The sequence below is a fragment of the Enterobacter quasiroggenkampii genome (genome assembly GCF_043972695.1).
GTDB lineage: Bacteria > Pseudomonadota > Gammaproteobacteria > Enterobacterales > Enterobacteriaceae > Enterobacter > Enterobacter quasiroggenkampii.
Genome location: NZ_CP143745.1, coordinates 4,154,442 through 4,174,280, shown reverse-complemented (window position 1 = coordinate 4,174,280; position 19,839 = coordinate 4,154,442). Strand labels below are relative to the sequence as shown.

General features: G+C 53.5%; 14 protein-coding genes, 1 tRNA gene, 3 rRNA genes and 1 other annotated feature. Of the genes, 11 read left to right on the top strand and 7 right to left on the bottom strand.

Going from position 1 to position 19,839, the window contains the following annotated elements; translation table 11 throughout:
• Window positions 1-91: 91 nt before the first annotated feature.
• Window positions 92-466, bottom strand: a complete 375-nt coding sequence (locus V1572_RS19860) for a DUF2799 domain-containing protein (RefSeq protein ID WP_045909257.1) — start codon at window positions 464-466, stop codon at window positions 92-94.
• 214 nt (window positions 467-680) lie between these two features.
• Here V1572_RS19860 and aroF point away from each other — a divergent pair, with 214 nt between their 5' ends.
• Genes aroF through V1572_RS19845 form a run of 3 tightly spaced genes read left to right on the top strand, consistent with a single transcriptional unit; the run spans window position 681 to window position 3,816 of the window.
• Entirely contained in the window at window positions 681-1,751 is a 1,071-nt protein-coding gene (gene aroF, locus V1572_RS19855) for a 3-deoxy-7-phosphoheptulonate synthase AroF (RefSeq protein ID WP_045909256.1), read from the top strand.
• A 10-nt stretch (window positions 1,752-1,761) separates the two neighbouring features.
• Window positions 1,762-2,883: a bifunctional chorismate mutase/prephenate dehydrogenase gene (gene tyrA / locus V1572_RS19850; RefSeq protein WP_008502473.1), complete on the top strand. Its 1,122-nt coding sequence runs from the start codon at window positions 1,762-1,764 to the stop codon at window positions 2,881-2,883.
• A gap of 60 nt (window positions 2,884-2,943) precedes the next feature.
• Window positions 2,944-3,816 (top strand): SMP-30/gluconolactonase/LRE family protein, encoded by an 873-nt coding sequence (locus tag V1572_RS19845; protein ID WP_048029289.1) that lies wholly within the window; start codon window positions 2,944-2,946, stop codon window positions 3,814-3,816.
• Here the strand turns inward: V1572_RS19845 and pheA are convergent.
• The 4 genes from pheA to bamD all read right to left on the bottom strand — a co-directional run bounded on the left by pheA (window position 3,813) and on the right by bamD (window position 6,587).
• Window positions 3,813-4,973 (bottom strand): bifunctional chorismate mutase/prephenate dehydratase, encoded by a 1,161-nt coding sequence (pheA, locus tag V1572_RS19840; RefSeq protein WP_021242003.1) that lies wholly within the window; start codon window positions 4,971-4,973, stop codon window positions 3,813-3,815. The genes V1572_RS19845 and pheA overlap by 4 nt on opposite strands.
• Window positions 4,974-5,003: 30 nt before the next feature.
• Window positions 5,004-5,129: a sequence feature (Phe leader region), on the bottom strand.
• Window positions 5,081-5,128 carry a pheA operon leader peptide PheL gene (pheL, locus tag V1572_RS19835; RefSeq protein ID WP_100249759.1) on the bottom strand — a complete coding sequence of 16 codons (48 nt, stop codon included), beginning with the start codon at window positions 5,126-5,128 and terminating at the stop codon, window positions 5,081-5,083. Its footprint overlaps the feature before it by 48 nt.
• A gap of 110 nt (window positions 5,130-5,239) precedes the next feature.
• Window positions 5,240-5,581: a ribosome-associated translation inhibitor RaiA gene (gene raiA / locus V1572_RS19830; protein WP_008502470.1), complete on the bottom strand. Its 342-nt coding sequence runs from the start codon at window positions 5,579-5,581 to the stop codon at window positions 5,240-5,242.
• 268 nt (window positions 5,582-5,849) lie between these two features.
• Window positions 5,850-6,587, bottom strand: coding sequence for an outer membrane protein assembly factor BamD (bamD, locus tag V1572_RS19825; RefSeq protein WP_069720409.1), 738 nt, complete (start codon window positions 6,585-6,587; stop codon window positions 5,850-5,852).
• Between the two features lie 131 nt (window positions 6,588-6,718).
• On the opposite strand from bamD, the gene rluD reads away from it, so the two are divergent.
• From rluD to V1572_RS19785, 8 genes are all read left to right on the top strand, one after another.
• A complete protein-coding gene (rluD, locus tag V1572_RS19820; RefSeq protein ID WP_008502468.1) occupies window positions 6,719-7,699 on the top strand; it encodes a 23S rRNA pseudouridine(1911/1915/1917) synthase RluD in 981 nt (326 codons plus the stop codon).
• Window positions 7,696-8,427 (top strand): purine nucleoside phosphorylase YfiH, encoded by a 732-nt coding sequence (gene yfiH / locus V1572_RS19815; protein ID WP_251894940.1) that lies wholly within the window; start codon window positions 7,696-7,698, stop codon window positions 8,425-8,427. Before rluD ends, yfiH begins: the two co-directional genes overlap by 4 nt.
• Window positions 8,428-8,556: 129 nt before the next feature.
• Window positions 8,557-11,130, top strand: a complete 2,574-nt coding sequence (gene clpB / locus V1572_RS19810; protein ID WP_395299516.1) for an ATP-dependent chaperone ClpB — start codon at window positions 8,557-8,559, stop codon at window positions 11,128-11,130.
• 427 nt (window positions 11,131-11,557) lie between these two features.
• Window positions 11,558-13,099: ribosomal RNA gene (locus V1572_RS19805) — 16S ribosomal RNA — on the top strand.
• Between the two features lie 85 nt (window positions 13,100-13,184).
• Window positions 13,185-13,260 (top strand) — tRNA-Glu (locus V1572_RS19800).
• Between the two features lie 182 nt (window positions 13,261-13,442).
• Window positions 13,443-16,346 (top strand): 23S ribosomal RNA (locus V1572_RS19795).
• A 72-nt stretch (window positions 16,347-16,418) separates the two neighbouring features.
• Window positions 16,419-16,534, top strand: a 5S ribosomal RNA gene (gene rrf / locus V1572_RS19790).
• Together the 16S, 23S and 5S rRNA genes with 1 tRNA gene alongside form the textbook arrangement of a ribosomal RNA operon.
• A 209-nt stretch (window positions 16,535-16,743) precedes the next feature.
• Complete coding sequence (locus tag V1572_RS19785) at window positions 16,744-18,039, top strand: MFS transporter (protein WP_045908524.1); 1,296 nt, start codon at window positions 16,744-16,746, stop codon at window positions 18,037-18,039.
• On the opposite strand, the gene V1572_RS19780 is transcribed toward V1572_RS19785, so the two are convergent.
• Both V1572_RS19780 and pssA read right to left on the bottom strand, forming a co-directional pair.
• Complete coding sequence (locus tag V1572_RS19780; RefSeq protein WP_045908525.1) at window positions 18,036-18,359, bottom strand: YfiM family lipoprotein; 324 nt, start codon at window positions 18,357-18,359, stop codon at window positions 18,036-18,038. The two genes, V1572_RS19785 and V1572_RS19780, sit on opposite strands and share 4 nt — an antisense overlap.
• 45 nt (window positions 18,360-18,404) lie before the next feature.
• A complete protein-coding gene (pssA, locus tag V1572_RS19775; RefSeq protein WP_023294337.1) occupies window positions 18,405-19,760 on the bottom strand; it encodes a CDP-diacylglycerol--serine O-phosphatidyltransferase in 1,356 nt (451 codons plus the stop codon).
• Between the last annotated feature and the right edge of the window lie 79 nt (window positions 19,761-19,839).

The following is a 19,839-nucleotide window of genomic DNA, read 5'->3' as shown; positions in this document are numbered from 1 at the left end:
TTTATCAGAGCCGTCATTATGTCAGAAATAGCCTCAGGCCAACCTAAGCTAAATCCTACTGTTGTTTATTTTCCGTTGGTTAAAAGCAGACTTAATTGAGTCTGCTGGAACGCATACCTTCATCCATTCCTTTTTGCCATGACGCACGCAGTTTTGTCGCGTTTTCGACAGTATCGCAACTGGCAGGGAAAGATTTGCCCGCTAATCCCCAGGCGTGAATAAACCCTTCTTCGCAGACTCTCTTCTGACCATCGGCATAGCCGCGAAGATATTCACTACGATCAACGTGGGTGTCGTTAAAACTATCGGCCAGGGTCTGGTTATCTTTAACCGGCAGGCCATTCATGGCGTCTTCTTTACCGGCATCAAACCAGGATGGACTGGTCCAGTCGGGCTGGAAGGTGTAAGGATTGATCTGGCAGCCCGTTAAAAACAGCGACAACAGCGTGAGAGCAATTGAACGCATAGCCATTCTCCTTTTTTCTTCAGCATAGCCTGGCTTAAGAAAATATGTCTGTAATTTAAACTTTACGTTTTTATCGGCTGATTTTTGCAATAAATTGGCTTCTGTAAACTAATGTGTACGTATTTTGGATTGAAATGTTTACTTTTTATGGTATCGTGGTCTCACCTCACCGAGGAAAACAACTATCGCAAACGAGCTTTACAGGATCGCCATCATGCAAAAAGACGCGCTGAACAACGTACATATCACTGACGAACAGGTTTTAATTACTCCGGATCAACTGAAAGCGGAATTTCCGCTGAGCGTCGCGCAGGAGGCTCAGATTGAGCACTCGCGTCAGACCATTTCAAATATCATCGCCGGCCGCGATCCGCGCCTGCTGGTGGTGTGTGGTCCTTGCTCCATTCACGATCCTGAAACCGCCATTGAGTACGCTCGTCGATTTAAAGCATTAGCGGAGGAGGTCAGCGATAGCCTCTATCTGGTGATGCGCGTCTATTTTGAGAAGCCACGTACCACTGTCGGCTGGAAAGGGTTGATTAACGATCCGCACATGGATGGCTCGTTTGATGTGGAAGCAGGTCTGAAGATTGCGCGTCGCCTGCTGGTGGAGCTGGTCAGCATGGGGCTGCCTCTGGCAACCGAAGCGCTGGATCCGAACAGCCCGCAATACCTTGGCGATCTGTTCAGCTGGTCCGCGATTGGCGCGCGTACCACGGAATCGCAAACCCACCGCGAGATGGCGTCTGGTCTGTCGATGCCGGTTGGTTTTAAAAACGGTACCGATGGCAGTCTGGCGACGGCGATCAACGCCATGCGCGCTGCCGCCATGCCGCACCGTTTCGTCGGTATCAACCAGGCGGGCCAGGTTTGCCTCCTGCAAACGCAGGGCAACCCGGACGGTCACGTGATCCTGCGCGGCGGGAAAGCCCCGAACTACAGCCCGGCGGACGTGGCGCAGTGTGAAAAAGAGATGGAGCAGGCGGGACTGCGCCCGGCACTGATGGTAGATTGCAGTCATGGTAATTCGAATAAAGATTACCGTCGCCAGCCTGCGGTTGCGGAATCCGTGGTCGCACAGATCAAAGATGGCAATCGTTCGATTATCGGTCTGATGATTGAGAGCAATATTCATGAAGGCAATCAATCATCTGAACAACCGCGCAGCGCCATGAAGCACGGCGTCTCCGTGACGGATGCCTGCATCAGCTGGGAGACCACCGATGCGCTGCTGCGTGAGATCCATAAAGATTTAAACGGCCATCTGGCGACGCGTCTGGCTTAAGAGGGTAGTTATGGTTGCTGAATTGACCGCACTGCGCGATCAAATTGATGAAGTGGATAAGGCGCTGCTGGATCTGCTGGCGCGCCGCATGGCCCTGGTTGCCGAAGTCGGTGAGGTGAAAAGCAAATACGGCCTGCCGATCTACGTCCCGGAGCGCGAGGCCTCCATGCTGGCCTCCCGTCGCAAAGAGGCGCAGGCGCTGGGCGTTTCGCCGGATTTGATTGAGGATGTTCTGCGTCGCGTGATGCGGGAGTCCTATTCCAGTGAAAACGACAAGGGCTTCAAAACCCTTTGTCCGACCCTGCGTCCGGTGGTGATTGTCGGCGGTGCAGGACAGATGGGGCGCCTGTTTGAAAAAATGCTGACCCTTTCTGGTTATCAGGTGCGCATTCTGGAAAAAGAGGACTGGGCCCAGGCGCCGGAACTCATGAAAGATGCCGGAATGGTTATCGTCAGCGTGCCGATCCACGTGACGGAGCAAATCGTCGGGAAGCTGCCTCCTTTACCGAAAGATTGCATCCTGGTGGATCTGGCCTCCGTCAAAAATGGTCCGCTACAGGCTATGCTGGCGGCGCATACGGGGCCAGTGCTGGGTCTGCACCCAATGTTTGGCCCGGACAGCGGCAGCCTGGCTAAGCAGGTGGTGGTTTACTGCGACGGTCGTCAGCCGGAAGCCTATCAGTGGTTCCTGGAACAGATTCAGGTATGGGGCGCACGGCTGCACCGCATCAGCGCGGTCGAGCACGATCAGAACATGGCGTTCATTCAGGCGTTGCGCCATTTTGCCACGTTTGCCTACGGCCTGCATCTGGCGGAAGAGAACGTACAGCTTGAACAGCTGCTGGCGCTCTCTTCACCTATCTATCGTCTGGAGCTGGCGATGGTCGGGCGTCTGTTCGCGCAGGATCCGCAGCTGTACGCGGATATTATTATGTCCTCGGAAAATAACCTGGCGCTGATCAAGCGCTACTATCAGCGCTTTGGTGAAGCCATTACGCTGCTGGAGCACGGAGACAAGCAGGCGTTTATCGACAGCTTCCGCAAGGTCGAGCACTGGTTTGGCGATTACGCGCAGCGTTTCCAGAATGAGAGCCGGACGTTGTTGCGCCAGGCAAATGACAGTCGCCAGTAATGCGATGATGTATATACTGAAAGCCAGCATTGCTGGCTTTTTTCATTTTGGGGAACTGTCATGGCCGAACCGCAGCTGCTGTTGAATTACACCGGGCATTTGCCTGAATGCCCGACGTGGAGCGCCGACGAGCACGCGCTCTACTGGGCCGATATTCTGGAAGGAGAGATCCACCGCTACCATCTGCCGACGGCAGAACACACCGTGCTTTCTTTCCACGAGGAGGTGGGCTGTTTCGCGCTGCGCGAGCGCGGCGGGTTTATTGTCGCCATGCGCAATGGCATCTGGCTTGCCGATAAGCATGGCCTTCTGCAGCGCAAGGTGTGCGACAACCCCTCTAACCCGCAGCTGGCGCGTTTTAACGATGGGGGTACCGACCATCAGGGCCGGTTCTATGCGGGCACGTTCTGGGGACCCGGAGATTACAACGGCGCCCTGCTGATGCGCATCGACAACGACCTGACGCCGAAGGTGATCCAGTGCGATATCCACGGGCACAACGGCTTAGCGTTTAGCCCGGATAAGCAGTGGATGTTTACCTCAGACACGCCAAACGGTGTGATTTACCGTACCCCGCTTGATGAGCAGGGCGAACCGGGTAAGCGAGAGGTGTTTCGTCAGTTTAAAGAGGGCGAGGGGATACCGGACGGCGCGGCGATGGATGTGGAAGGTTGCTACTGGAGCGCGCTGTTTGACGGCTGGCGCATCGCGCGTTTTTCACCGCAAGGGGAGCAGCTGGAAGAGTATCGCATGCCGGTACGTTGCCCGACGATGGTCTGCTTTGGCGGCGATGATATGAAAACGCTGTTTATTACCACCACGCGGGAAAATATGGATGCGGAGGAGGTGACGAAATATCCGCTCTCCGGGGCCATCTTCACCCTGCCGGTGAGCGTGGCAGGGATGAAGAAAAGCCGTTTTATCGAACGTTAGATCGGATCGACCGGGACGACGTTTTCGCTCGGGTAGCAGCCCAGCACCTTCATGGAACGCGTGATCTCGCCCAGCTCGCGCAGGGCTTTCTGCATGGAAGCAGACTCCAGGTTGGCCTGGATATCGAGGTAGAACATCTCTTCCCATGGATTACCGTGGATTGGGCGCGATTCCAGCCGGGTCATGATCAGGTTGTGATTACGCAGTACCAGCAGGGCTTCAACCAGCGCACCGGCCTGTTGGCCGGTGGCCATCAGCAGCGTGGTTTTGGCCGGTACCTGGTCAGAGACATTGATTGCCTTGCGGGCCAGCACCACGAAGCGGGTAATGTTTTGCGTCTGGTTTGCCAGGTTGCGTTCCAGCACCTGTAAACCATACAGCGCGCCACCCGCTTCGCTGCCGAGCGCCGCGACGGTGGGAGAGTTCGCCTGGGCGACTTTTTCCATCGCCGCCGAGGTGCTTTCGGTGTACTCAATTTTCCAGTTCGGATAGCGGTTCAGGAACTGGCTGCACTGCTGGAACGGCTGCGGGTGGCTGTAGACGGTTTCGATCGTGTTCAGGTCCGTTGAACCGGAGACCAGCACGCAGTGATCGATAGGGATCGTCAGCTCGCCGACCAGCGACAGGCTGGTGTGCTGCAGCAAGTCGTAGACGTCGTTGATGGCGCCGGAGCTGGTGTTTTCAATCGGCACCACGGCGTAATCCGCCTGGCCGGTCTCGACCTGGTTAAAAATGTCGGCAAACTTCGCGCAGCCGCTTTCAATAAATTCTTCGAAATGACGAGCGGCATACTGACGTGCGGCCAGGTGAGAATAGGAGCCCTTTGGCCCGAGGAAAGCGATACGCGCAGAGTGCGGATTGGTTTTATTGAGATGCTGCTGCAGTAGCGCTTGCTGGGTCAGAACGGAATCTTCGATGATGAGCTGGAACAACCGGGTGATGTAGTGGGCATCGAGGTGATGCGCTTTGCCGAGCTGAATGAGCCGTTCCAGCAGATCCCGCTCGCGGTCGATATCACGGACCGGACGATGGGAGTCCAGCTTGGCTTTACCCACTTCAACGGCAAGGGCGCGGCGTTCGGCCAGCAGCGCCAGCAGTTTCTCATCCAGCGCGCTGATTTTTACTCGCAGATCCAGTAACGGGTTTTCCGGTGTCATAGTGTTGCCTGTCTCATCTTATCGTTATCAATAAAAAAGGCCCCCCGGTGTGGGAGGCCTTGTTGTTCGTCTTCGCATTCTTTATCACACGACGAAACGCCTCCCGTTCAGGGGAAGGTAAAAAAGAATGCGAAGAAGAACGGCGTAAGTTTCATAAAGTCATCCTGTGAGTGATACCGTTAAAGTACCCGTACTGTTTTCACCCTGTCAATAAAAAACAAAAAACGCGCCCGAAGGCGCGTTGGCGGTACACTCAATTTAAAGGATTACTCTTCTTCAACTTCTTCCGCGAAGCTGGCGTCTTTCACCGACGTTGTGGCGCGACGGGCTTCACCTTTGTGTTGCACTTTATTGAGCTGCCGTTCCAGCTTGTTGATCAAATCGTTAATAGCGGTGTACATATCCTCATGTTTTGCGCTGGCGACCAGATGGCCGTTTGGAGTATTGATAGTTGCGTCAGCGATGAAACCCTGCGGCTCCTTGGACAGGATGATATGTGGATTAATCAAATGTGTTTGCCATTTATCCAGTTTGGCGAGACGGTCTGCGACGTGCTGGCGAATTGCCGGAGTAATTTCCATTTGTTTACTGGTAATGTTCATTGTCATAAATTTTACCTCTTGTCTTTCCGTCTTGGTGATTCCAGCATACCCGACCTAATGTCAAAATGTGTGATTTAGATCACGTTATTTTGTCGGTTTTTGTCAGGGAATCTTTTTTGTGAGGCAGGGCAGGAAGAGGTGAGATTTACCTTGTAGAAGGCATAAATTGGGGCCATAGTTGACAGGATGTGTTGAGGCTAACGCGCTTCAGCGACGCTCAGAAACGAATAAAAAAACGGCAGCCTTCGGGCTGCCGTTTTGCATTGAGGCAAAATCAGGTGTTGCTGCTGTTCGCGGCGATGATTTTCGCCACTTTTTCAGCCTGACCGGTCATCTGCATCTGACGGTAAGCATTTTCCATCAGCTTCAGGCCGTCGCGCGTTGCCTGAGTATCCGGGTAATCACGCAGCATACCTTCTACGCGGTTAACCACGGCAACCCATGCGCCACGGCGGGTATAATATTCCGCCACGGAGTATTCATATTTCGCCAGACGATCTTTAAGGAACACCAGACGTTTGGTTGCGTCGGTCACGTACTGGCTGTTCGGATAGCCGCGCACCAGCTTGGAGAAGTCATTGAAGGCATCACGCGCATGCTGCGGGTCACGGTCAGAACGATCCACGCCGAAGAAGCCCTGCAGCGCACTGTCGTCCAGCGCCATGTTGGTGAGGCCGCGCATGTACATTACGTAGTCGATGTTAGGATGAGTCGGGTTCAGACGCATGAAACGATCGATGGTTGCCTGAGCCAGCGGCAGATCGGCATTTTTATAGTATGCGTAGATGAGATCTAACTGTACCTGCTGCGAATACGGACCAAATGGATAGCGATTATCCAACGCTTCCAGTTGCGTTATCGCCTGTTTCCAGTTACCGTCCTGCAACTTTTGTTGTGCAGTCGCATAGATTTCATTCGGCGGATTGTCAGGGACCTGTTCATTTGAACCGGAGCAGCCCACCAAAGCCAGGCTCAACGTGGCCGCTGCCACCAGATATTTCATGCGCGTCATGACGTTTTGACTTTCCTCAAATGTTTGTCCGGGAGAAACTCTGTTCCTGCTCCCGATTAAGACCAGCTACAATAGCACACTATATTAAACGGCAAAGCCGTAAAACCCAACGTTAAACGAAGAAGCAGTTTATGGCACAACGAGTAGAACTCACCGCAACAGTCTCCGAAAATCAGCTCGGTCAACGCTTAGATCAGGCTTTGGCCGAATTGTTCCCTGATTATTCGCGTTCACGCATAAAAGAATGGATCCTTGACCAGCGCGTGATGGTAAACGGCAAGATCTGGGACAAACCAAAAGAGAAAGTGTTAGGTGGGGAAGCTGTCGCCATCAATGCTGAAATCGAAGAGGAAATCCGCTTCGAGCCGCAGGATATCCCACTGGACATTGTCTATGAAGATGATGACATTCTGGTGATCAACAAGCCGCGCGACCTGGTTGTTCACCCGGGTGCGGGAAACCCTGACGGTACGGTACTTAACGCACTTCTCCATTATTATCCGCCGATCGCGGATGTTCCGCGCGCGGGCATCGTGCACCGTCTGGATAAAGACACTACCGGTCTGATGGTGGTGGCGAAGACCGTTCCTGCTCAGACACGTCTGGTGGAGTCGCTGCAGCTGCGCGAAATCACCCGTGAGTATGAGGCGGTAGCCATTGGGCATATGACCTCTGGCGGGACGGTAGAAGAGCCTATCAGCCGTCACCCGACCAAGCGAACCCATATGTCGGTGCATCCGATGGGTAAACCGGCGGTGACGCACTATCGCATTATGGAGCATTTCCGTATCCATACGCGTCTGCGTCTGCGTCTGGAGACCGGACGTACCCACCAGATCCGCGTGCATATGGCCCACATTACCCATCCGCTGGTGGGGGATCAGGTCTACGGTGGTCGTCCTCGCCCGCCTAAAGGCGCATCGGATGAGTTCATCAGCGTATTGCGTAAATTCGACCGTCAGGCGCTGCACGCGACCATGCTGCGTCTTTACCATCCTATCACCGGCATTCAGATGGAGTGGCATGCGCCTATCCCGCAGGATATGGTGGACCTTATTGACGCCATGCGTGCCGATTTCGAAGAACATAAGGATCAAGTGGACTGGTTATGACCAAACTGATTGTCCCGGAGTGGCCATTGCCTGCCGGCGTGGCTGCCTGCAGTTCAACCCGTATTGGCGGTGTTAGCCAGGGCGCGTGGGAGTCGTTGAACCTCGGCGCACACTGTGGCGATAACCTGGAACACGTGGAAGAGAACCGCAGGCGTCTGTTTGCTGCGGGGAACCTGCCTTCAAATCCGGTCTGGCTGGAACAGGTTCATGGCAAGGCGGTGCTGAAGTTGACGGGAGAACCCTATGCTTCTAAACGTGCTGATGCCTCTTACAGCAATACTCAGGGAACCGTTTGTGCCGTAATGACCGCCGATTGTCTGCCAGTGCTGTTCTGCAACCGTGCAGGCACCGAGGTGGCTGCAGCTCACGCGGGCTGGCGTGGACTGTGTGAAGGCGTGCTGGAAGAAACCGTCGCCTGCTTTAAGGATGAGCCCGCCAATATTATGGCCTGGCTTGGCCCGGCCATTGGTCCTCGCGCTTTTGAAGTGGGGCCGGAGGTTCGCGAAGCCTTTATGGATAAAGATCCGCAAGCGGTGGACGCCTTCCTGCCTTCTGGAGATAAATATCTGGCCGATATTTATCAGCTTGCTCGTCAGCGCCTGAACAGCGTCGGCATAACGCAGATCTTCGGCGGCGATCGCTGTACATTCACCGAAAAGGGTGATTTTTTCTCTTATCGCCGCGACAAGACGACGGGGCGTATGGCAAGTTTCATTTGGCTGATATAACCTAAAGAATCAAGACGATCCGGCACGTGCCGTTTTCTTTTCACATAATTCAGGTCATTAACCTTGAATAATTGAGGGATGACCTCATTTAATCTCCAGTAGCAAATTTGACCTGTTATGGGAGGAGTTATGCGTCTGGATCGTCTTACTAATAAATTCCAGCTTGCTCTCGCCGATGCCCAGTCCCTCGCACTGGGGCACGACAACCAATTTATCGAACCTCTTCATTTAATGAGCGCCTTGCTGAATCAGAAAGGGGGATCGGTACGTCCTTTATTAACGTCCGCTGGCATTAATGCTGGCCAGTTACGCACCGCTATCGATCAGGCGCTGAGCCGTTTACCGCAGGTCGAAGGGACCGGCGGCGACGTTCAGCCGTCGCAGGATCTGGTGCGCGTCCTGAACCTTTGCGACAAGCTGGCGCAAAAACGTGGGGACAATTTTATTTCGTCAGAGCTGTTTGTTCTGGCGGCGCTTGAATCACGCGGTACCTTGACCGACCTGCTGAAATCCGCCGGTGCGACCACCGCCAATGTGACTCAGGCGATTGAGAACATGCGCGGAGGTGAAAGCGTGAACGATCAGGGAGCCGAAGACCAACGTCAGGCTTTGAAGAAATTTACGGTCGATCTGACCGAGCGTGCTGAACAGGGCAAACTTGACCCAGTAATCGGCCGTGATGAAGAAATCCGCCGTACCATTCAGGTGCTGCAGCGTCGTACCAAGAACAACCCGGTACTGATAGGTGAACCGGGGGTCGGTAAAACCGCCATCGTTGAAGGGCTGGCGCAGCGTATTGTGAACGGTGAAGTGCCGGAAGGTCTGAAGGGCCGCCGCGTACTGGCGCTGGACATGGGCGCGCTGGTGGCCGGTGCGAAATACCGCGGCGAGTTCGAAGAGCGTCTGAAAGGCGTGCTTAATGACCTGGCGAAGCAGGAAGGCAACGTTATCCTGTTTATCGATGAGCTGCACACCATGGTCGGTGCCGGTAAGGCAGACGGCGCGATGGATGCCGGGAACATGCTGAAACCTGCGCTGGCGCGCGGTGAACTTCACTGCGTCGGTGCCACTACGCTGGATGAGTACCGTCAGTACATTGAAAAAGATGCTGCGCTGGAACGTCGTTTCCAGAAAGTGTTTGTTGCCGAGCCAAGCGTTGAAGATACCATCGCGATCCTGCGTGGTCTGAAAGAGCGCTATGAACTGCACCACCATGTGCAGATCACTGACCCGGCCATCGTTGCGGCGGCGACGCTTTCGCATCGTTATATTGCTGACCGTCAGCTGCCGGATAAAGCGATCGACCTGATTGATGAAGCGGCGTCGAGCATTCGTATGCAGATTGACTCGAAGCCGGAAGAGCTGGACCGACTCGACCGACGCATCATTCAGCTCAAGCTGGAACAGCAGGCGCTGAAGAAAGAGTCTGATGAAGCCAGTAAGAAACGTCTCGATATGCTCAATGAAGAACTGGACGATAAAGAGCGCCAGTATTCTGAGCTGGAAGAAGAGTGGAAAGCCGAGAAAGCTTCCCTTTCTGGTACGCAGACCATCAAAGCTGAACTCGAACAGGCAAAAATTGCCATTGAGCAGGCGCGACGCGTGGGTGACCTGGCGCGAATGTCTGAGCTGCAGTACGGCAAAATTCCTGAGCTGGAAAAACAGCTTGAGATCGCGACGCAGTCAGAAGGTAAAACGATGCGTCTGTTGCGTAATAAAGTGACGGATGCCGAGATCGCGGAAGTCCTGGCGCGCTGGACCGGTATTCCCGTGGCGCGCATGCTGGAAGGCGAGCGTGAAAAACTGCTGCGCATGGAGAACGATCTCCACAATCGTGTGATTGGTCAAAATGAAGCGGTTGAAGCGGTATCGAATGCTATTCGTCGTAGCCGTGCAGGGCTGTCCGATCCAAACCGCCCGATTGGTTCGTTCCTGTTCCTTGGGCCGACCGGTGTCGGTAAAACCGAGCTGTGCAAAGCGCTGGCTAACTTTATGTTCGACAGCGACGATGCGATGGTGCGTATCGACATGTCCGAGTTTATGGAGAAACACTCCGTCTCGCGTCTGGTCGGTGCGCCTCCAGGATATGTGGGTTATGAAGAAGGTGGGTACCTGACAGAAGCGGTGCGTCGTCGTCCTTATTCCGTCATCCTGCTGGATGAGGTGGAAAAAGCGCATCCGGATGTGTTCAACATCCTGCTTCAGGTGCTGGACGATGGTCGTCTGACCGACGGGCAGGGGAGAACGGTCGACTTCCGTAATACGGTTGTCATTATGACCTCGAACCTGGGTTCCGATTTGATTCAGGAACGTTTCGGTGAACTGGACTACAGCCATATGAAGGATTTGGTGCTGGGTGTGGTAAGCCATAACTTCCGTCCGGAGTTCATCAACCGTATTGATGAAGTGGTGGTATTCCATCCTCTGGGTGAGAAACACATCGCGTCGATTGCGCAGATCCAGCTGCAGCGTCTGTACAAACGTCTGGAAGAGCGTGGATATGAAATTCACATCTCCGACGATGCGCTGAAGCTGCTGAGTAAGAATGGTTACGATCCGGTGTACGGTGCGCGTCCATTGAAACGTGCTATCCAGCAGCAGATCGAAAACCCGCTGGCGCAGCAGATCCTCTCCGGGGAGCTGGTTCCAGGCAAAGTTATCCGTCTGGAAGCCAACGACGATCGCATTGTGGCAGTGCAGTAAGTCACAAAACGCAAAAACGAGCCGCTTGCGGCTCGTTTTTGTTTAAAAACCAGGCGAAAATTGAGGTCTGAAGTCGGTTTTGCCTGGAAAGTGAGCGGTCGGTAAATAAATTTCACTTTATCCTTGCAGGTTCAGAATTACTCCCTATAATGCGCCTCCACTGACACGGAACAACGGCACACACGCCGCCGGGTCAGCAGAGAAAAGCGAAAATAAACGCTTGACTCTGAAGCGGGAAGGCGTAATATGCACACCCCGCGCCGCAGCGAAAACGAAGCGGCACTGCTCTTTAACAATTTATCAGACAATCTGTGTGGGCACTCAAAGTGACATGGATTCTTAATGTCTTCGGACAATAAATGAATACCAAGTCTCTGAGTGAACATGCGTAATTCATTACGAAGTTTAATTCACGAGCATCAAACTTAAATTGAAGAGTTTGATCATGGCTCAGATTGAACGCTGGCGGCAGGCCTAACACATGCAAGTCGAGCGGCAGCGGAAAGTAGCTTGCTACTTTGCCGGCGAGCGGCGGACGGGTGAGTAATGTCTGGGAAACTGCCTGATGGAGGGGGATAACTACTGGAAACGGTAGCTAATACCGCATAACGTCGCAAGACCAAAGAGGGGGACCTTCGGGCCTCTTGCCATCAGATGTGCCCAGATGGGATTAGCTAGTAGGTGGGGTAACGGCTCACCTAGGCGACGATCCCTAGCTGGTCTGAGAGGATGACCAGCCACACTGGAACTGAGACACGGTCCAGACTCCTACGGGAGGCAGCAGTGGGGAATATTGCACAATGGGCGCAAGCCTGATGCAGCCATGCCGCGTGTATGAAGAAGGCCTTCGGGTTGTAAAGTACTTTCAGCGGGGAGGAAGGTGTTGAGGTTAATAACCTCAGCAATTGACGTTACCCGCAGAAGAAGCACCGGCTAACTCCGTGCCAGCAGCCGCGGTAATACGGAGGGTGCAAGCGTTAATCGGAATTACTGGGCGTAAAGCGCACGCAGGCGGTCTGTCAAGTCGGATGTGAAATCCCCGGGCTCAACCTGGGAACTGCATTCGAAACTGGCAGGCTAGAGTCTTGTAGAGGGGGGTAGAATTCCAGGTGTAGCGGTGAAATGCGTAGAGATCTGGAGGAATACCGGTGGCGAAGGCGGCCCCCTGGACAAAGACTGACGCTCAGGTGCGAAAGCGTGGGGAGCAAACAGGATTAGATACCCTGGTAGTCCACGCCGTAAACGATGTCGACTTGGAGGTTGTGCCCTTGAGGCGTGGCTTCCGGAGCTAACGCGTTAAGTCGACCGCCTGGGGAGTACGGCCGCAAGGTTAAAACTCAAATGAATTGACGGGGGCCCGCACAAGCGGTGGAGCATGTGGTTTAATTCGATGCAACGCGAAGAACCTTACCTACTCTTGACATCCAGAGAACTTTCCAGAGATGGATTGGTGCCTTCGGGAACTCTGAGACAGGTGCTGCATGGCTGTCGTCAGCTCGTGTTGTGAAATGTTGGGTTAAGTCCCGCAACGAGCGCAACCCTTATCCTTTGTTGCCAGCGGTTAGGCCGGGAACTCAAAGGAGACTGCCAGTGATAAACTGGAGGAAGGTGGGGATGACGTCAAGTCATCATGGCCCTTACGAGTAGGGCTACACACGTGCTACAATGGCGCATACAAAGAGAAGCGACCTCGCGAGAGCAAGCGGACCTCATAAAGTGCGTCGTAGTCCGGATTGGAGTCTGCAACTCGACTCCATGAAGTCGGAATCGCTAGTAATCGTAGATCAGAATGCTACGGTGAATACGTTCCCGGGCCTTGTACACACCGCCCGTCACACCATGGGAGTGGGTTGCAAAAGAAGTAGGTAGCTTAACCTTCGGGAGGGCGCTTACCACTTTGTGATTCATGACTGGGGTGAAGTCGTAACAAGGTAACCGTAGGGGAACCTGCGGTTGGATCACCTCCTTACCTTAAAGAACCTGCCTTTGCAGTGCTCACACAGATTGTCTGATGAAAAGTAAATAGCAAGGCGTCTTGCGATTGAGACTTCAGTGTCCCCTTCGTCTAGAGGCCCAGGACACCGCCCTTTCACGGCGGTAACAGGGGTTCGAATCCCCTAGGGGACGCCACTTGCTGGTTCGTGAGTGAAAGTCACCTGCCGTCATATCTCAAAACTGACTTGCGAGTCATGTTTGAGATATTTGCTCTTTAAAAATCTGGATCAAGCTGAAAATTGAAACGACACATCTTAATGGTGTGTTCGAGTCTCTCAAATTTTCGCAATCAGAAGTGAAACATCTTCGGGTTGTGAGGTTAAGCGACTAAGCGTACACGGTGGATGCCCTGGCAGTCAGAGGCGATGAAGGACGTGCTAATCTGCGAAAAGCGCCGGCGAGGTGATATGAACCTTTGACCCGGCGATGTCCGAATGGGGAAACCCAGTGCAATTCGTTGCACTATCGTTAACTGAATACATAGGTTAACGAGGCGAACCGGGGGAACTGAAACATCTAAGTACCCCGAGGAAAAGAAATCAACCGAGATTCCCCCAGTAGCGGCGAGCGAACGGGGAGCAGCCCAGAGTCTGAATCAGCTTGTGTGTTAGTGGAAGCGTCTGGAAAGTCGCACGGTACAGGGTGACAGTCCCGTACACGAAAACACACAGGTTGTGAACTCGAAGAGTAGGGCGGGACACGTGGTATCCTGTCTGAATATGGGGGGACCATCCTCCAAGGCTAAATACTCCTGACTGACCGATAGTGAACCAGTACCGTGAGGGAAAGGCGAAAAGAACCCCGGCGAGGGGAGTGAAAAAGAACCTGAAACCGTGTACGTACAAGCAGTGGGAGCACCTTCGTGGTGTGACTGCGTACCTTTTGTATAATGGGTCAGCGACTTATATTCTGTAGCAAGGTTAACCGTATAGGGGAGCCGAAGGGAAACCGAGTCTTAACTGGGCGTTAAGTTGCAGGGTATAGACCCGAAACCCGGTGATCTAGCCATGGGCAGGTTGAAGGTTGGGTAACACTAACTGGAGGACCGAACCGACTAATGTTGAAAAATTAGCGGATGACTTGTGGCTGGGGGTGAAAGGCCAATCAAACCGGGAGATAGCTGGTTCTCCCCGAAAGCTATTTAGGTAGCGCCTCGTGAACTCATCTTCGGGGGTAGAGCACTGTTTCGGCTAGGGGGCCATCCCGGCTTACCAACCCGATGCAAACTACGAATACCGAAGAATGTTATCACGGGAGACACACGGCGGGTGCTAACGTCCGTCGTGAAGAGGGAAACAACCCAGACCGCCAGCTAAGGTCCCAAAGTCATGGTTAAGTGGGAAACGATGTGGGAAGGCACAGACAGCCAGGATGTTGGCTTAGAAGCAGCCATCATTTAAAGAAAGCGTAATAGCTCACTGGTCGAGTCGGCCTGCGCGGAAGATGTAACGGGGCTAAACCATGCACCGAAGCTGCGGCAGCGACACTATGTGTTGTTGGGTAGGGGAGCGTTCTGTAAGCCGTTGAAGGTGTGCTGTGAGGCATGCTGGAGGTATCAGAAGTGCGAATGCTGACATAAGTAACGATAAAGCGGGTGAAAAGCCCGCTCGCCGGAAGACCAAGGGTTCCTGTCCAACGTTAATCGGGGCAGGGTGAGTCGACCCCTAAGGCGAGGCCGAAAGGCGTAGTCGATGGGAAACAGGTTAATATTCCTGTACTTGGTGTTACTGCGAAGGGGGGACGGAGAAGGCTATGTTAGCCGGGCGACGGTTGTCCCGGTTTAAGCATGTAGGCGGAGGTTCCAGGTAAATCCGGTACCTTTTAACGCTGAGGTGTGATGACGAGGCACTACGGTGCTGAAGTAACAAATGCCCTGCTTCCAGGAAAAGCCTCTAAGCATCAGGTAACACGAAATCGTACCCCAAACCGACACAGGTGGTCAGGTAGAGAATACCAAGGCGCTTGAGAGAACTCGGGTGAAGGAACTAGGCAAAATGGTGCCGTAACTTCGGGAGAAGGCACGCTGATATGTAGGTGAAGCCCCTGCGGGTGGAGCTGAAATCAGTCGAAGATACCAGCTGGCTGCAACTGTTTATTAAAAACACAGCACTGTGCAAACACGAAAGTGGACGTATACGGTGTGACGCCTGCCCGGTGCCGGAAGGTTAATTGATGGGGTTAGCGGCAACGCGAAGCTCTTGATCGAAGCCCCGGTAAACGGCGGCCGTAACTATAACGGTCCTAAGGTAGCGAAATTCCTTGTCGGGTAAGTTCCGACCTGCACGAATGGCGTAATGATGGCCAGGCTGTCTCCACCCGAGACTCAGTGAAATTGAACTCGCTGTGAAGATGCAGTGTACCCGCGGCAAGACGGAAAGACCCCGTGAACCTTTACTATAGCTTGACACTGAACACTGGTCCTTGATGTGTAGGATAGGTGGGAGGCTTTGAAGCGTGGACGCCAGTCTGCGTGGAGCCGTCCTTGAAATACCACCCTTTAATGGCTGGTGTTCTAACGTAGACCCGTAATCCGGGTTGCGGACAGTGTCTGGTGGGTAGTTTGACTGGGGCGGTCTCCTCCCAAAGAGTAACGGAGGAGCACGAAGGTTAGCTAATCCTGGTCGGACATCAGGAGGTTAGTGCAATGGCATAAGCTAGCTTGACTGCGAGAGTGACGGCTCGAGCAGGTGCGAAAGCAGGTCATAGTGATCCGGTGGTTCTGAATGGAAGGGCCATCGCTCAACGGATAAAAGGTACTCCGGGGATAACAGGCTGATACCGCCCAAGAGTTCATATCGACGGCGGTGTTTGGCACCTCGATGTCGGCTCATCACATCCTGGGGCTGAAGTAGGTCCCAAGGGTATGGCTGTTCGCCATTTAAAGTGGTACGCGAGCTGGGTTTAGAACGTCGTGAGACAGTTCGGTCCCTATCTGCCGTGGGCGCTGGAGAATTGAGGGGGGCTGCTCCTAGTACGAGAGGACCGGAGTGGACGCATCACTGGTGTTCGGGTTGTCATGCCAATGGCACTGCCCGGTAGCTAAATGCGGAAAAGATAAGTGCTGAAAGCATCTAAGCACGAAACTTGCCCCGAGATGAGTTCTCCCTGAGACTTTAAGTCTCCTGAAGGAACGTTGAAGACGACGACGTTGATAGGTCGGGTGTGTAAGCGCAGCGATGCGTTGAGCTAACCGATACTAATGAACCGTGAGGCTTAACCTTACAACGCCGAAGATGTTTTGGCGAAGAGACGAACAATCAAAATTCAGCCTTGATACAGATTAACAGAATTTGCCTGGCGGCTTTAGCGCGGTGGTCCCACCTGACCCCATGCCGAACTCAGAAGTGAAACGCCGTAGCGCCGATGGTAGTGTGGGGTCTCCCCATGTGAGAGTAGGGAACTGCCAGGCATCAATTAAGAAGAACCCCGTACCGTAAGGTGCGGGGTTTTTTGCTTTTGTTTTCCCACTCTGGCTTTTGTCTTAATCCCTTATCCTGCTAATGGAATGTGTGATCTCTGTCTCAATGTGATTTATAACAAAATTATAACATTTCATTTACGAGGTTATTGAGTCTCCAGGCTCAATACGCCGCAGTTTATGGCAGGAGCATAATCACAATGACAGAAAGCATGACATCAAACGGGACGCTGGCTCACAGTGATACCCGAAGAAGGGTATGGGCAATCATCAGCGCCTCTTCAGGGAATCTGGTTGAATGGTTCGACTTTTACGTCTACTCATTCTGTTCACTCTACTTTGCACATATTTTCTTCCCCTCCGGCAACACCACCACGCAGCTGCTACAAACGGCAGGAGTCTTCGCCGCAGGCTTCTTGATGCGACCCATCGGGGGATGGCTGTTCGGCCGTATTGCGGATCGTCGCGGGCGTAAGGCCTCTATGCTGATCTCGGTGTGCATGATGTGCTTTGGCTCGCTGGTGATCGCCTGCTTACCGGGATATGCATCGATTGGTACCTGGGCACCGGCACTACTTTTGCTGGCCCGTTTATTCCAGGGATTATCGGTGGGCGGTGAATACGGTACCAGTGCAACCTACATGAGTGAAATTGCACTGGAAGGCCGTAAAGGTTTTTACGCCTCATTCCAGTACGTCACGCTGATTGGCGGTCAACTGCTGGCCATTCTTGTGGTGGTGATCCTGCAGCAAATTCTGACGGACGAACAACTTCACGCCTGGGGATGGCGGATCCCTTTCGCAATGGGCGCTGTACTGGCGGTCGTTGCACTTTGGCTACGCCGTCAGCTAGATGAAACCTCTCAGAAAGAGGTCAGGATGCTGAAGGAGGCGGGAACATTCAAAGGGTTATGGCGTAACCGTAAAGCTTTCCTGATGGTGCTGGGCTTCACCGCGGGCGGCTCTCTCAGTTTTTATACGTTCACCACCTATATGCAAAAATACCTGGTAAATACCACCGGCATGCACGCAAACGTCGCCAGCGTGGTCATGACCGTGGCACTGTTTGTCTTTATGCTCATACAGCCGATCGTCGGCGCGCTCTCGGATAAAATTGGCCGACGTACGTCGATGCTCATTTTTGGCGGATTGTCGGCATTATGTACCGTCCCCATTCTGACTGCGCTTCAGCATGTCTCTTCACCGTATGCTGCCTTTGCGCTGGTGATGGTGGCGATGGTGATTGTCAGTTTCTACACCTCCATCAGCGGGATACTGAAAGCCGAGATGTTCCCGGCGCAGGTCCGTGCGTTAGGGGTCGGGCTCTCTTATGCAGTCGCCAACGCGGTGTTTGGCGGATCGGCGGAGTACGTAGCGCTGTCGCTTAAATCATGGGGAAGCGAAACGACATTCTTCTGGTACGTAACGGGAATGGGGGCATTGGCGTTTGTTGTCTCCCTGATGCTGCATCGCAAAGGGAAAGGCATTCGACTTTAATACCGCGCCATCTGCCATACGGCATAGCCGGTCGTTGCGCCGGCGACATCCCAGGCGAAATCTTTCCAGCTCCAGCCGCTCCCTGCGGGGCGGCTATCCCACAGTTCTTTTGATGCCCCAAGACTTACTGAGAACATCAGCCCGATCGCCGCGCTACGATCCCGGCTGTATCCCTGATGCTGGGCATATTCATTACCGGCTGCGGACAACATCGCGGAAGCGAGAAAATGCTGTGCTTTATCCTGTCCGGACCAGCTATCGTTGGCCATATGGCTACAGCCACTCAGGAAAATGACGCTCAGTAACAGAGGAATACGCATCAACGGGCCCCATAAAAAAGCCCTGCGGGTGACAGGGCCTGGACATTACAGAATACGGCTGATAAGTCGGTCGATACGGATACGACGTAAGCGGCGAATAAGCTTGCGAACTTTCACCGGATAATCAGCAATGCTCTGCAGTTCGCGGTAGTGATTCACCACGGTTGTATGGGTGCGAATCAGCTCCAGCTCGCGCTCACGTTGGGCGGCTAACTCATGTTGCGGGTCATGGATCAGGATAGCGTTTTCCAGATCCAGTCGCCACGCGCGCGGGTTCAGGTTGTTACCGGTCAGCAGCATCCACTCATCGTCGACCCACATGCCTTTCAGATGGTAGCTATTGTCTTCATCTTTCCAGAGACGCACAACCAGCTGGTCAGTGTTGACGTAATACTGTAAGCGGCTCAGGAAACGGCGAAGGTTAATCTCATAGAGATAAGGCAATGCACCGATGATTTTGAACGGCTGATCTTCGGGAATAAAGAAGTCGTTTGCCGTTTTATCACCCACGATGATTTCCACTTTTTTACCCTCGCGCAGCAGCTGAATGATATTACGCACCAGCACGGCAGGAAGGTTGAAATACGGCGTGCAGATAGTGAGTTTCTGCTCCGCGCACGGCATCAGATGGAAAATCGTTTTGTTCAGCAGGCTTGATTTGCCGAGCCCTACCAGCGGGGTAACGGATAACTCTTCGTTGTTCGCATCGCCCTGAAAATGATAGACCGCATCGCGCAGCTCCTGGCGGAAGGCGCGAACATCATTTTTGATTTCCGGGCTTTTAGGGCGCTCGGGATCGTCAAGACGATTAACACCACGGCCATGAACCAGATTTTTATCAACCCAGTTGAACATGATATCGGCCATCTGCGGATTACGGATCAGATGGTAGCGGTCGTAGCGATATTTATCGAGCTGATGAAGGTAGACATCATTGAGACTGGCGCCGCTGTAAAGCACGCTGTCATCAATAATGAACCCCTTGAAATGAAGAACGCCGAGTGCTTCACGGGTATTCACCGGGACGCCATAAACAGGCACATCAACGCCAGGATTTTCCTGCGCCGTGCGGCAATACCAGTCAGCATTGGTGTTTGACGCGGCAGCGCCAATACGGCCACGCTGGGCGCGATGCCAGTCTACCAGCACGCGTACATCCAGTTCCGGACGCTGACGTTTGGCTTCATAGAGCGCGTTCAGGATCGCGCGCCCGCCTTCATCCTGTTCAAGATACAGTGCCACAATGCAAATGCGTCGCGTGGCGCTGGCAATCTTTTCCAGAAGCGTCTCCCGAAAATGAGCGGGAGCGTAAAAGAACTCTACATCATCAACTGACTGAGAAATCTTCGGTAGTTGAGCAAGGTGTTGTTGATGTTTATTACGCTTAAATTTTGACAACATCACAGTGCGTTTCTTCTCTGTTCATTGAAGGGTTGTCTGTACTATGCAAACAACATAAGCGGACAATGATACCACCAGT